13 protein-coding genes are annotated in these 14569 nt (G+C 33.2%); 6 read left to right on the plus strand and 7 right to left on the minus strand.

Features of this window, described 5'->3' with window-relative positions:
• Positions 1 to 19: 19 nt before the first annotated feature.
• Both NNH57_RS15650 and NNH57_RS15655 read right to left on the minus strand, forming a co-directional pair.
• Positions 20 to 1663: a DUF4270 domain-containing protein gene (locus NNH57_RS15650; protein ID WP_108807264.1), complete on the minus strand. Its 1644-nt coding sequence runs from the start codon at positions 1661 to 1663 to the stop codon at positions 20 to 22.
• Positions 1664 to 1689: 26 nt separating this feature from the next.
• Positions 1690 to 2499, minus strand: a complete 810-nt coding sequence (locus NNH57_RS15655) for a glycogen/starch synthase (RefSeq protein WP_074406917.1) — start codon at positions 2497 to 2499, stop codon at positions 1690 to 1692.
• 112 nt (positions 2500 to 2611) lie between these two features.
• Between NNH57_RS15655 and panC the strand changes: the two genes are divergently transcribed.
• From panC to NNH57_RS15675, 4 genes are read left to right on the plus strand one after another with little or no spacing between them, the layout of a single operon-like run.
• Positions 2612 to 3460, plus strand: a complete 849-nt coding sequence (panC, locus tag NNH57_RS15660; protein WP_108807263.1) for a pantoate--beta-alanine ligase — start codon at positions 2612 to 2614, stop codon at positions 3458 to 3460.
• A gap of 20 nt (positions 3461 to 3480) precedes the next feature.
• Positions 3481 to 3831 (plus strand): aspartate 1-decarboxylase, encoded by a 351-nt coding sequence (gene panD, locus NNH57_RS15665; RefSeq protein ID WP_024768330.1) that lies wholly within the window; start codon positions 3481 to 3483, stop codon positions 3829 to 3831.
• 3 nt (positions 3832 to 3834) lie between these two features.
• Complete coding sequence (locus NNH57_RS15670; RefSeq protein WP_074406915.1) at positions 3835 to 4800, plus strand: lysylphosphatidylglycerol synthase transmembrane domain-containing protein; 966 nt, start codon at positions 3835 to 3837, stop codon at positions 4798 to 4800.
• A gap of 48 nt (positions 4801 to 4848) precedes the next feature.
• Positions 4849 to 5994, plus strand: a complete 1146-nt coding sequence (locus NNH57_RS15675; protein WP_108807262.1) for an alpha/beta hydrolase — start codon at positions 4849 to 4851, stop codon at positions 5992 to 5994.
• A gap of 70 nt (positions 5995 to 6064) precedes the next feature.
• Here the strand turns inward: NNH57_RS15675 and NNH57_RS15680 are convergent, their stop codons facing one another.
• Positions 6065 to 6229: a hypothetical protein gene (locus tag NNH57_RS15680; protein WP_159099142.1), complete on the minus strand. Its 165-nt coding sequence runs from the start codon at positions 6227 to 6229 to the stop codon at positions 6065 to 6067.
• 163 nt (positions 6230 to 6392) lie between these two features.
• Between NNH57_RS15680 and radA the strand changes: the two genes are divergently transcribed.
• A complete protein-coding gene (gene radA / locus NNH57_RS15685) occupies positions 6393 to 7760 on the plus strand; it encodes a DNA repair protein RadA (RefSeq protein WP_108807261.1) in 1368 nt (455 codons plus the stop codon).
• On the opposite strand, the gene NNH57_RS15690 is transcribed toward radA, so the two are convergent.
• Positions 7757 to 8788, minus strand: coding sequence for an aldo/keto reductase (locus NNH57_RS15690; RefSeq protein WP_108807260.1), 1032 nt, complete (start codon positions 8786 to 8788; stop codon positions 7757 to 7759). The genes radA and NNH57_RS15690 overlap by 4 nt on opposite strands.
• 373 nt (positions 8789 to 9161) lie before the next feature.
• Here NNH57_RS15690 and NNH57_RS15695 point away from each other — a divergent pair, with 373 nt between their 5' ends.
• Complete coding sequence (locus tag NNH57_RS15695; RefSeq protein WP_108807259.1) at positions 9162 to 9485, plus strand: hypothetical protein; 324 nt, start codon at positions 9162 to 9164, stop codon at positions 9483 to 9485.
• Between the two features lie 400 nt (positions 9486 to 9885).
• On the opposite strand, the gene NNH57_RS15700 is transcribed toward NNH57_RS15695, so the two are convergent.
• The 3 genes from NNH57_RS15700 to NNH57_RS15710 form a co-directional block, all read right to left on the minus strand.
• Positions 9886 to 10599: a DUF434 domain-containing protein gene (locus NNH57_RS15700; RefSeq protein ID WP_074406910.1), complete on the minus strand. Its 714-nt coding sequence runs from the start codon at positions 10597 to 10599 to the stop codon at positions 9886 to 9888.
• Between the two features lie 73 nt (positions 10600 to 10672).
• On the minus strand, positions 10673 to 10969 hold the full coding sequence (locus NNH57_RS15705; protein WP_199915399.1) for a phage repressor protein: 297 nt from the start codon (positions 10967 to 10969) through the stop codon (positions 10673 to 10675).
• A 221-nt stretch (positions 10970 to 11190) separates the two neighbouring features.
• A complete protein-coding gene (locus tag NNH57_RS15710; protein WP_254504198.1) occupies positions 11191 to 14463 on the minus strand; it encodes a CHAT domain-containing protein in 3273 nt (1090 codons plus the stop codon).
• Positions 14464 to 14569 lie beyond the last annotated feature (106 nt).

A 14569-nucleotide genomic window follows, 5' to 3' on the forward strand; every position in this document is an offset into this window, starting at 1 on the left:
TTAAGTTTTTAAAATATTGTTAGTTTTCCTTTGATGATGTATAAAAAATATCAAGTTTTAAACGTTTTGATTCAGGAACATTTACTCCATTTCCATAGAGCACTGTCCCTTCATGGGAAACTATTGATGAGGAGGGAATCATCTCATTTTTAGTTGTAGGGGTATCGCCTATTGCGTTTGTTAATATGTTTACGTTTTGAGACACTGATAATCCTAGTTTAGTATTTTCAATTTCACCTTTTAAAATGTTTAGGATATGTTGTGTCATTCTTATTCTATAAAATTCTCCGTTCTTATCAGAATCACGACTGATTCTTCCCAAATGGCTAATAACAGAAGTCAAGGGAGTATCTGCATTAGCACTTCCATCCAAAAAATAATCGAGAAGAACTCCTCCTGTCTCAATATTAAATATAAAGATTCTTTCGGGTTCTGTATCTCCTCCCGTTACTTTATCCTGGTCTATATAGAATTTTAAACTTGCATCGTTAATTAACCAATCTTGCCTTTTTAAGAAACTAAGTTCATTTTCTTCTTCGCCATTTTCATTAGTAACATTGCCTCCAAATAAATCGATTACTGCATATGAACCATCACCACCTTTTAGATACAAATTATCTTCTCCATTTACCATATCCTGGTTCTCTTCTTTTAGCTCTTCAGCAATGGTTGGATCTAAGGTAGTATTTATAGAATTTATAAAAGTATTAGTAAAATTTAAATCCAGTTTATCTTGTTTAATTGTAGTAACCTCATTTGCGGTTTCTTCAAAACTGTAATAAAGGGTTATCTGAGCATTTCTTGTATTAAGGTATATTAGATTTCCGTTATTATTAACAGGTTCTACCTTAATATAAATTCCTCTAAAATAATTTCTAAAATTATTTACACTGCTAAGTTCTGGACTACCTACTTTATCCAGAAACAACGTTGAAAACAGGGTTTTTGCCTCATCTGGAAGTTCAACTCTTAACCTAGGAGTTAACCGCTCTCTTTTGGTTGTAGTCTCCCCATTGGTAACCGTTTCGGTTGTTGTAATAATTTCTTTAGCAGAAGGAACAAAACTATTATTAGTATAAAGCAATGTTTGTTCTACTTCTGCACCAAAATTAGTTTCGACATCATCAGAATAATAGACTTGTCTTTCATTAGATTCTGGATCAAAATCTCTTAAAAAGTAATTAGATTTATACAACGAGAGTTTAACAGGTTGGTTTCCATAAATTGAATCCAATCTATAAGTAGTTGCTGTCTCGGTAACATTACCTATTTGAACCGATGCTGTGCTTGTCGCGGTACTAAAATATGGCAAACTAAAAACAACACTGTCTAATACTGCTTTAGTCCCGAAAGTTGGATCAAATTTTGAAGGTTCAATCTGGGATAAAATACTATATACTGATTGTCCATATATAGGATCATTATAGACTCCTAACAAATTAGAATGAGCAGTTCCTCGTTGATCAATTGGCAAACTATTTGTACGTACTCTTTCGAATTTTTTACTATATGCTATCGGCTCTATAGAGTACTGCTTGTCTTCAAAATTAACACCTCCAACAACCTCACTACCAACAGAATCAAAATCATCGTTACAAGACAAAAAGGTAAAAACAACAGCTACTATAGCCGTTATTCTAATTAAAATATTCTTCAATTTCATAAATAATTTCGTCGTTTTGCTTACGCTTACACCAATACCTCTGTCTGATAGAAGTTTTCATAGGCATCAGCAAATTCATCTGGTTTTTTATATTCTAAAACTGGTTGGTCTATTGTTTTTAAATGTTCTACAAGCTCAGATGGAATTTCTTCGGACCCCACAATAATAGCATCAGAATTATCAACAGCCACCTTCATAAGGTTACTATATGTTGGTTGAGCTAAATCACTTATTTTTTCTTCATCTATTCCGTCAAACTTTACTTTTTCCAACATATTCTTATCCAATATCCCGTCATAACCATTATTATATACAGAAGTAACAATTTTACTTTGACCAAAAAGAGGTTCATTAGCATAATAATTCTTTAAGTATAATGGTAAAAGAGAAGCTAACCATCCATGCACATGAATCACATCTGGTGACCAGTTTAATTTCTTAACTGTTTCAATCACTCCTTTGGCAAAAAAGATTGCTCGCTCATCATTATCTGGAAATAATTTTCCTTCTTCATCAGTTAACGTTGCTTTTCTTTTAAAATAATCCTCATTATCGATAAAATAAACTTGCATTCGTTCTTTTGGAATCGAAGCAACTTTAATAATAAGGGGCATATCCAGGTCATTAATCACTAAATTCATACCCGAAAGCCGAATTACTTCGTGCAACTGATGCCTCCTCTCATTGATATTGCCATATCTAGGCATAAAAATTCTTATTTGCCCCCCTTTATTATTTACCATTCTTGGTGCTTCAAAAGACATAGATGAGATTTCAGTCTCTGGCAGGTAAGGTATTACTTCTGATGATACATACAATATCCTCTTATCTTTCATATAATCGATACTTTTATCGTCCTCCTTTTGGAATTAATTTTGCAAAATTACGAAAATTTATGCAGTCTGCCAGTAATATCTTATTTTTGCACGCCTTTAAGTTATACACCAAATGCGGGTACACGGAAAAAGACGAGATATACTAGACGATGTTGCAGCTTTTAATAAGCAGAACAAAACTATTGGTTTTGTTCCCACAATGGGAGCATTGCATAAGGGTCATCTTGCACTAATAGAAAGAGCTCTCAAGGAAAATCAAAAAGTTGTAGTTAGTATTTTTGTAAACCCTACACAGTTTAATACTACCGAAGATTTAGTTAATTATCCTCGAACTTTGGATTCTGATATTGAGCTTTTATCAGAATTATCTAAAGAAATAATTGTATTTGCTCCTACACCAAAAGAGGTGTACGGAGATGAAATGTTATCGATTAATTATGATTTTGGGGGGTTAGAAAATGAAATGGAGGGCAAATACAGGCCTGGTCATTTTGATGGAGTCGGGACAGTCTTAAAACATTTCTTTACTATTGTTAATCCAGATAAAGCCTACTTTGGCGAAAAAGATTTTCAACAACTTCAAATTGTTAAAAAATTAGTTGAAATTGAAAAAATGTCAGTTCAAATTATTGGTTGCCCTATCTATAGAGAAGAAAGTGGATTAGCTTTAAGCTCTCGAAACAAAAGACTTAATCAGAAACAACTTAGTGAATCTCCTTTGATTTATTCGACTCTGAAGCAGGTAAAAAAAGACTTTGGCACAAAAAGTGTTCATACCTTAAACAAATGGGTGTCAGAACAATTCAAAAACAATGATGAGTTAAAATTAGAATACTTTGAAATTGCAAAGGTACCTGACTTAAAGTCCATTAAACGAAAACAAAAAGATACCAAATACAGAGCTTTTATAGCTGTATTTGCAGGAGAAATAAGACTCATTGATAACATTGCCCTAAATTAAAAAATAACTAACTTTGTAACATGTTTGTACACGTAGTAAAATCAAAAATTCATCGCGTTAAGGTGACTGGTGCCGATCTTAATTATATCGGTAGTATAACAATAGATCAAGATCTAATGGATGCTGCTAATATTGTTGAAGGAGAAAAGGTACAGATTGTAAATAATAATAATGGAGAGCGTTTAGAAACTTACGCTATCCCAGGACCCAGAAACAGTGGTGAAATTACATTAAATGGTGCTGCTGCTCGAAAAGTAGCAAAAGGAGACGTATTAATACTAATCACCTATGCCATGATGGATATTGAAGAAGCTAAAAACTTCAAACCAAGACTTCTTTTCCCAAACGAGGAAAATAATTTATTAAAATAAATAGTGAACCCTAAACTTATAAAGTTTCTTAAAATTATACTCCCTTTAGCATTGGGAGTTTTTTTAATTTGGTATTCCATCACTTCGGCAACCCCAGAAGAAAGACAAAAAACGCTTCAGTATATTACGCAAGCAGATCCCAAATGGATTATTCTTTCTGTAATTTTGGGAATTATCTCCCATCTCTCAAGAGCATACCGGTGGAAATTTTTATTAGAACCTTTGGGGTATCCAATCAAACTATCCAATAGTTTTATGGCTGTTATGGTGGGATATCTTGCAAATCTGGGAATCCCAAGATCTGGAGAAATTCTACGTGGTGGTACGATATCAACGTATGAAGGTGTTCCTTTTAAAAAAGCTTTCGGAACCATTATCTCAGAACGAGTTATTGATTTGCTTATGCTTTTATTAGTGATAGGCATCACACTACTTTTTCAATCAGAACTTCTTTTATCGTACTTAGAAGAAAAAATTGCAAGCCCTTTTATTACTCTTGCTATTTTACTTGGACTAATACTTTTCGGAATAATGTTCCTTAAAATCATAAAAACTTCTAGCAATCCAATACTTATTAAATTGCGAAATTTTGGAAATGGTCTTCTAGAAGGAGTAAAAAGCATTTCTAAGATAAGGCAAAAAAGAGCTTTTGTGTTTCATACTTTTCTTATATGGACACTTTATGTCGTGATGTTTTATGTTATTAAATTTACGGTTCCCGAAACTGCTTCTTTATCTATAGGCCCCATATTGGCCACCTTTGTAGCGGGATCATTTGCTATGTCTACTACTAATGGAGGTATTGGTGCATTTCCTATCGCTATTGCTGCAATTTTATTACTTTTTGATATCGAAAAACCAGCAGGAGAAGCTTTTGGCTGGATATTATGGACCTCACAGACCGCAATAAATATAGTCATTGGGGCGTTATCCTTTTTGTTTCTCCCTATTTTAAATAGAGAACAATAACGAAATAATTTATATATTGTCCCTTGCTTAACCTTAATCCTAATACTTATGAAAAAAAGTGTGACTCTTATTATAGCTTGTATTTTTGTTGTTTCCAGCTATGGACAAACAATATATGAGTCTTTCAGATCTATCAAATTAGACCAAAGTAGAGAGTTAAAAATTCAGCTTCCGCGTAATTATAAGAAAAATGAAGACAAAATATATCCCTTGATTATTGTTCTTGATGGGGATTACTTATTCGAACCCGTTGCCGGAAATGTGGATTATTTTTCCTATTGGGAAGATATGCCAGAATCAATCGTTGTTGGTGTTAATCAAAGAAAAACCAGAGAAGATGATTGCAGATATGATACCGCAGAGTTTTTACCCACTCTAAAAGGAGCAGAATTTTATGAATTTATAGGACAAGAGCTTGTTCCTTACCTAAATGAAAATTATCGTACCGCACAACTTAAAATTATTGTTGGGCATGATTATACTGCTAATTTTATAAATTACTTTTTGTTTAAAGACAATCCTATTTTTCAGGGATATGTATGTATTAGCCCAGAATTAGGGCCACCAATGGGGGATCGAATTTCGAGCAAATTAGAGACTTCATCCGACATTTGGTATTACCTGGCTACTGCAACTAATGATGCCGATAATATCAAAAAGAACCTCATTGCATTAGATGAGAAACTCTCTGTAATAGAAAATCCTGAAATGAGCTATTTCTTTGATAACTTTGAAGAATCTTCTCATTATACTTTGGTTGGAAAAGCTATTCCTAATGCTCTCGAAGGTATTTTTGAAATGTATCGCCCGATAAGCAAGAAAACATATAAAGAAGTTCTTCTTACACTAGAAACTTCGCCCTATGACTATCTTGTAGATATGTATAAAACTACAGAAAAACTGTATGGTATTAAACGTAAAATAAGAATTAACGATTTTATTGCTGTATCTACTGCTCTCGAAAAAAAGGAAAACTGGTCAGAATTAGAACCTTTAGGTAAGCTAGCTATAAAAGAGCATTCTGATTTAATGCTGGGGCATTATTATTTAGGTATGTTCTATGAACAAACAGGAGAACCCAAAAAAGCTATGAGAGCTTATGAAAGTGGTTTTCAACTCTCTGAAGTTGCTTTCTTAACCAAAGATTATATGCTGGATAAGGTTAACAAAATTAAAGAAGATTTTGGTTGGTAAACCTACCAGTCACACGCATAAAAAAAGATCCTGAAAACAGGATCTTTTTGTTTTTTGAATGCTATTGATTTTAACAAATCATACATTCGATATAGCACTCGTAAGGCGTCTGACCCGTTTGCATACAGGCTCCCATGCATGCACGATCAATACAGTTGGGTCTTCCTCCTCCATTAATTTCTTTTTGAGCAATTTTACGTATTGGTTTTACTCCTGTCAATTTTAGAATTTTCATGATTGTATACTATTATTGGTTAAGTACTAAATATACTATATTTTCAATTAAGAAAGTTGGTTTTTGAAATCCAAGCAAAAATATTTGATAGTTATTTTAGGAGTTCATTTTTGTGTACTGTATTATTAAAATAATAGTATTTTTACACTCTTATCAATCTTCTATGGCTAAGACCAAAACTGTTTTTTTCTGTCAGAATTGTGGAGCACAATACTCTAAATGGCAAGGACAATGTACATCCTGTAAAGAGTGGAATACTATTGCCGAAGAAATCGTTCAAAAAGCTTCGACCAGTGATTGGAAAAGTGCTACATCTAGTCCTAAAACAAATAGAACAGCCAAGCCCTTACGAATTTCAGAAATTGACACTAGCCAGGAAGCTCGTTATAATACAGATGACGCCGAATTAAATCGTGTACTTGGAGGAGGGTTGGTGCCTGGTTCTTTAACACTACTGGGAGGCGAACCAGGAATAGGAAAAAGTACATTGCTACTACAAATTAGTCTTAAATTACCATATAAAACATTATATGTTTCTGGAGAAGAAAGTCAGCAGCAAATCAAGATGCGTGCAGAACGTATTCATTCTAAAACAGATAATTGCTTAGTGCTTACCGAAACCAAGACTCAAAATATCTTTAAGCAGATTGAGGAAACTCAACCCGATATTGTTATTATAGATTCTATCCAAACCTTGCACAGTGATTATATAGAAAGTAGTGCAGGAAGTATTTCTCAGATCAGAGAATGCACTACAGAATTAATCAAGTTTGCCAAAGAAACGGCAACGCCTGTAGTATTAATTGGCCATATCACAAAAGATGGTAATATCGCCGGTCCAAAAATTCTGGAGCATATGGTTGATACCGTACTACAGTTTGAAGGAGATCGAAACCATGTATACAGAATTTTACGTGCTTTAAAAAATAGATTTGGATCTACTTCTGAATTAGGGATTTATGAAATGCAGGGAAGCGGTCTACGAGAAGTTACTAATCCCAGCGAGATTTTAATTTCTAAAAAAGAAGAAGAATTAAGTGGTACCGCTATAGCTTCTACTGTAGAAGGTATGCGACCACTCATGATAGAAGTACAAGCTTTGGTGAGTACTGCAGTATATGGGACCCCGCAACGCAGTGCAACAGGATACAACCTTAAACGTCTTAATATGATCCTGGCAGTTTTAGAGAAACGTGCTGGTTTTAGGTTGGGAGCCAAAGATGTATTCCTTAATATCACAGGAGGCATCTCTGTAGATGACCCTGCAATTGATCTGGCAGTAGTTGCTGCCATATTATCCTCAAGTGAGGACATTCCTATACCCAAAGACTTTTGCTTTGCTGCAGAGGTTGGCCTGGCAGGAGAAATACGCCCGGTAACCAAAGTAGAACAACGTATACAAGAAGCAGAGAAACTAGGTTTCTCTACTATCTTTGTTTCTAAATACAATAAAATATCCTTGAAAAATACTCAAATTCAAATTCAGATGGTTACCAAAATCGAAGATGTAGTTGAGTTTTTATTTGGTTAAGGAGCGGGGTTAGGATTATTTTCATGTACTGCCTCAATCTCATCTAAAATTGCATCAGAAAGTGTGATATCGATACTACCAATATTTTCTTTTAACTGATCCAGTGATGTAGCACCAATAATATTACTAGTTACAAAAGGACGGTCATTTATAAATGCCAAAGCCATTTGAGTCAAGCTTATACCATGTTTTTTTGCTATCTCATTATACGCCCTTGTTGCTTCAAACGATTTCTCGTTATGATATCTTGCAAATTGCGGAAATAAGGTTACTCTGGCATTTTTTGGGGTTTCCTCGAGATATTTTCCTGTTAATTGCCCAAAACCAAGAGGAGAATAGGGTAAATGCCCAATATTTTCACGATGTAAAACTTCGGTAAGACCTACCTCATCTTTTCGGTTTAATAAATTATATGGATTTTGAACTGTAATCATTTTTGGTGCTCCTTTTCGAGCTTCTTCAGCATAGCGCATTACCCCATAAGGTGTTTCATTAGAAAGACCTATTTGTCTTATCTTTCCTGCCACAACAAAATCCTGAAGGTAACTTAATACTTCACCAAAATTATCCTCCCATCGCTCTGCTTCGTCATGTGCATATCCTCTAACTCCAAAGAAATTGGTGTTTCGTTCTGGCCAATGCAATTGATACAGATCAATATAATCAGTTTGTAAGCGCTGTAAGCTTTTATGTATCGCATCAGTAAATTCTGCCTTTGTAAAACCTCCTGTACGAATATGATTAACAAAATCTCTGGGGCCTACAATTTTGGTAGCAATAACTACCTCATCCCGTTTATTTGTTTTTTTTAACCATGTCCCGATAATTCTTTCTGTACTTCCTTGGGTTTCCTTATTTGCCGGCACAGAATATAACTCTGCCGTATCAATAAAATTAACTCCTTTATCGATGGCGTAGTCTAACTGTTGATGCCCTTCTTCTTCGGTATTTTGCTCTCCCCAGGTCATGCTTCCCAGGCATATTTTACTTACTCGTATATCTGTACCAGGTAATGTAGTGTACTTCATTATTTTGGTTATAAATTTTTAAGTTGAGAATAAAAAAAACTACAAAATGAGCTACTTAACCCTTTTATAATTTATATAATATAAAATTGAATTCATGATCAAAAGTAGAAACTCTTCTCTTAGTTAGTGTAAAAATTATCATAATAAATCTGATGAAAACATAATCTATATTTCTGCATCTTTTCTTTTCTAAATGTGAAATAAATCCACAATTGGTATATCGGATCAACAGTTTTGAAGTAACAACCCGAAAACACAAAAAACACAATCAATTGATAATCAATATTTTAAACATTATAGAAATTGTTTCAAACTCTGGAATGATAATTTCTTTTTATATAGTAAAGTATAACAAAAACTAATTCTAAAAAATATGAAAAAGATAAGTATCATAGCTGCTATATGTGTTGTTCTATTTTCATTCGAAACCGTATCTGCACAAGAAGTCGAAGAAGCTTTACCTATTACTAAAATAGAAGCTTCTACCAATCAGCAAGATTACAAACAAGTTAAAATAGACAAGCTTTCTGAAATCATTAAAGCCGCTGTTGAAAAAGATTTTCCAGAAGCTAGTATTTCTGAAGCCTATACTGACAAGATTGGAAATTACAAATTAATCCTTGCTATAGGTAACGACACTAAAACGGTATATACCAACGCTAGGGGAGAATGGTTTGATCCAAATAAAAAAAGGTGATACCAAGTTACTGACTTCTTCCTTATTTTAACCAGAAAAGAGCTTCTTATATAAGAAGCTCTTTTTTTAATCAAAACGGATACGACTACCCCTTGTCGCATCCGTTTCACACACTAAACCAACCTAAAATTATTCCTCCAACATCCATCAAATATATTTTAGGAATGAACCTATATTATCTTGTTTCTATATCTAAACACTACATTTCTTCCTTTCGAATTTTACTTTTTTACCCCTTGTTCCAAGTTTAGATACTAGATAAAGTGTTTATATGCTCATTGGTTTACTCAAATGTAAAGCGCAATATCATTTTACAAAACACAGAATGAGTGAACGGTAGTTTTGAGTTAGGGAACTCTTATTTTGAAGTATTATACCAAACTAAGATATTTGTTTGGTGTTATTCTGCATATATTATATTCGCCTCCTGGATATAATGATCAATAAGGTAAGCGGCCAGGTTTGTATTTTTTTGTGCTCTATCCAATATCCAGGCATCAGAGCTTACTACAATATGTGCTGAGCTTGCTAATTCCTTATCTGGGTTATTAACCAAATCTATTGTCCAGGGAAAATCATGCTGTTCTGCTAATTCCCGAAGTGTTGTTTTTAATCGCCCACTGTTAGAAACCGGAGCATCAAAATACCAATGTACCCCACTTACTCCAAGTTTGTTAAGTGTATTTCCTATTATTAGAAGGGCTTCCTCTGTTTTTTGAACTCGTTTATAGGTGCCATGAACACCAGATACATCGCGATAATATCCATCAAGTCCTTTAAAAATATATGCTCCAGACAAGGCACTTTCGAGAATAATCAATAAGTTAAATCCGTCTATCGCTATGATTTGCCCTTTTAACATTTTTGACGTTACCCTATTTTTATTACGAATCGCAATTTGTTGTTCACTACAACTCATACCACGCAAAGCTCTTTGCTGTCGTGCATTAAGGGTATAGCGATTTCCTACCAACTGTACAGATGATTTTTCTGCATAACCGTGAGAAAGGAGATACAACATATCTTTTGCTGCTGCTTTTAATTTTTCCTGCATCGGTAACTCTCCAAACAATCGATCATCACTAGCTTCTCTTCCTCTATTGCGAGTAGTCATTTAGATTTACTTTGATAAAATAGTATATAATAAGTGATGTATACAAACAAAAAAAGCGCTCTCAGCGCTATCTCTATGACATTGGTAATATCTCTATTACTTTACCATATACATTTTTGGTCCACCCGTTAAGGCGTCCTCGGTTATTACCGATCAGCAATCCTCGTTTAGCATTTTTTCCTTTGACCAAATGCGTAAAACAGTTCCCTCTCACTTTACAAAAAACAATGTCTCCTGCTTCGCAATCTTCCCAATGTACGGGTTCAAGTATTACAGGTTGTTTTGATTTTAAGATGGGTAACATAGAATTACCAGGTTCTTTGGAGACAATAGTCTCACCATTCAATAGTTTTTGAATTTTCCAATTCATCATACATAGTTTTAAAAATTAAACATAAATTCATAAACTATGGAGTATGGTATTCTATATCAATTGAATTCCAAAGAACTTGTACAAAAGTAGGCATTTAACTTGAATTATCCATAACTCTTAGTTAACGGTCGTCTTATTTAGGCAAATCTATACTTTAAACATCTTTCAAATGGATCCCAGCCTACGCTGGGATGACAACTCAAATAATTAAACAAATATCAAGTATTGTTTGTTCTCCTCCTATACAAAAACACCACCAAGAGTATAGCTGCTACAGCTCCCAATCCTAAAATCCAATACAGTTGGGTATTGTTATTAAACTGCATTGCAGTAGTATCTCCTACCAGGTAAAATCCTCCCCAATAAAAAGGATCTGTACGATTGATATTAGCAGTACTTAGGTATTGTAGTTTAGCTTGCTGTAAGGCTTTACCTTTATGCATTCCTGCCTTAAGATTGGTGTAGAAATATTTCATTAACTCTGGTGTGGTTTGATCCGATACCTCCCAGCTGGTGAGTAACAAACTTTTGGTCCCCGCATACCGAAAAGCAGTACCCAAACTCATAATCCCTTCTCCTTTGGCAATCTTACCACTACCTGTATTACAGGCACTAAGTACAGTGAGTTCTGCAGGGATATCCAGAGCAAACAGCTCATGACTATAGAGTAGGTTGTCTTCTATGGTGTCTTTACTCTTGGTAAAATAGAGTTTAGAGTTCTCTGGGCGTTCGTTATCTACCTCTCCATGTAGTGCAAGGTGTAGAATGTTGTATTGACCTGCATTGCTCTTAAAATTAGCTTCTATAGCTTGTGATCCAAAATAGTATTGCCCATCGATAATATCAGAAATGGCCTTGATCTCTTTACGGGTTCCTGGTAGATCATCACCAGCATCTCTTAGAGTGGCCATACTCATTGTACGGGAGTCTGTAGTTTGAGTACTATCTGAAAAAGAAAATGCCAGGCATTCTTGTAATGGTTTAGTTTCTGGATCACTTTTAAAAGAATTAAATAATAGTGTTGCAGCATTGGCATAGGTAACCGCATACTCTTTAAGTAAATAAGATAAAAGGGCTGGATTATTAGAATCATCTTTTTGAGTGAGTATTAATTCAAAATTAAGATGCCATAATGGTCCATCGGGGATAATGATGAGTTGATCTCCAACCAATTTATCTTTAATCGGTGCTATAAGTGTATTATACAAAGCATATGCTTGTTGTTTATATACTCCTGTATTTTTGGCAATAATACTTTTACGAAATGCCTCAATTTGCTTGGTAAGTTTTGGAGTAGATAGTTCTTGTACATTAATTTCATGTTTAGAAATTGTAAAAGCATAAGTAGTACTATCTTCTGTAAAAAATTCTACTACTGTGGTCATATCATCCAGTTGTTGTTGGATATCACCAGCCGATATAACATCATTTTTATATTTAAGTTGATGGTACTTGGGGTAATTTTTTTCTAAATTCTCTGTCAATGAATCTTGTCGCCTATTAATATCAAATAGTTTATTCTCATAATAGGTAACTTTTGAAGTATCGATCTCTTTTTCTGACTGCTCTTCTGTGATTTTGGATTGATAAAAAGATCTGTTGGTTCTTAGTTCTTTTTCTAATGCCACTAAGTCTTCAGGTAGTCCTACGAAGTTTTTAGCAACCGAGGTATTCAACAATTCTTTTAAGGTGTTGGCTTTACTCTTTTCGACGTAATGTATCGCTTTTTCTAATGGTTTTGGATCTTGTTTGTTTTTATATAATAATTGCGCCTTAATTGCATCTTTATAGATTTCTTTTGTTTGTTTTGCGAACCATACTTTATCCTGATAATTCTGAAAAGATTGTCGGATATGACTGATCAATATATCTGCTTTTTTATAGACTATAATACTTTGATCAAGTTCCTTTATGTTGTTATTTTTTAAGTATTGTAATTGTAACGTTTTGGCTTTTTCATGAAGAGCTTCTAATAGTAATTTTGACTCAAAAAAATAATTTGGATCAAAAGTATTCTCTAAAATCATCTTATCATCATTTTTGATATTATTTAGTAATGCCTTGTTAAAATAAAAAAGTGCTTTCGGGTACTCTTTTAATTCTTTATAAGTTATCGCAGTTTTAATGTAAGAATCAACCGTAAGCATATGTTGTTCTCCATATTCATTTTGCAGAATGCTTAAATTCTTTTGATAATATAATAATGCATTATCATACTCCCCCTTTTTAAGGTAGAGATCTCCAATGTTTTTATATGATTTTGTGTTTTCAAAATTATTTTTATCAAAGATTGTACTACGTATTTCTAAAGCTTTTTTAAGATAATTTAATGCTGTATCATACTCTCCTTTATCAGTATAAACGTTTCCTATATTTGTATATATATTTGCAACTTTATCATTGTTTTTCCCATATGAATCCTTATAGATTTGTAATCCTTTACTATAATATTGTAATGCCTTATCATACTTTTTTATATCTCGAAAATTAACCCCAATATTCATATAAACATCTGCAACCTTTGGATGATGTTTTCCATAGAAATCAAGCCTTATATGTAGGCTCTTTTTAAAGTATTGTAATGCTTTATCATATTCTCCTTTATTAATTAAAACAACTCCTATATTAACATATGTTACAGATAATCCTTTTAAATCTTCTTTTTCAGTATAAATCGCCAAAGCTTTTTGATAATAATTCAAAGCATTATCATCTTGTCTAAGGTCAGAATAGGATGTACCAATATTAGTATAACCATGACCCACTTGAAGATGATTTTCTCCAATTTTTTTGATTATTATTGCAAGATTTTTTTTATAATATTCAAGGGCTTTAAAATCTTTCCCAAGGCTATCATAAAAAACACCAATATTATTATATGCGTTCGCGGTTTTTTGATGTTCAGCACCAAAAATAGTTAAGTTTATCTCTAATACCTTTTTTTGAAAACGTATAGCCTCTTGATAATCAGATATATAATAATGTATTATCGCTAATTTACCATATGATATTGCAATATCAGGATGGTTTCCATGAAACAACTTCTGTTTAATTTTTAATGCTTTTTGAAAATAAGGTAAAGCTTTATCATAATTGGGAATTCCTTGATAATAATTCCCAATATTATCATACGCTCTAGCTTCTTGAAATGTATTTTTTCCAATATAGTTAGAATTGATCTCTAATACTTTTTTAGCACTAGAGAGCGCTTCTTCAAGTTTTCTGTTTCGCCATTGATTTTCTGATATTCCATTATAACATGCTGCTAACCTTTCCCAGGTTTTTGCATTTTTATAAATAGGCAATGCTTTTGAAAAGAATTCTATAGAACTATCATACTTCTTATCTATTAATAAAGAATCTGCCTTTTTAAAGTATTGTGATGCTATTAATGTATCATTTGTTACTTGTGCATAAGTACTATATGATAGAATCGTGAAAAAAGTAATCCAAAAAAGAAAAACTGAAAAAGTCAATTGTATTTTTTGCATGAATAGTATATTTAGTTGATGGGTAAATAACTAAAAACGTTAGTCTTGTTATGTTTATTTCATGCATCCTTTTATATAAAAAAATGAATTCGATTGTAGAACACTT

The sequence above is a fragment of the Aquimarina spinulae genome (assembly GCF_943373825.1).
Taxonomy (GTDB): domain Bacteria; phylum Bacteroidota; class Bacteroidia; order Flavobacteriales; family Flavobacteriaceae; genus Aquimarina; species Aquimarina spinulae.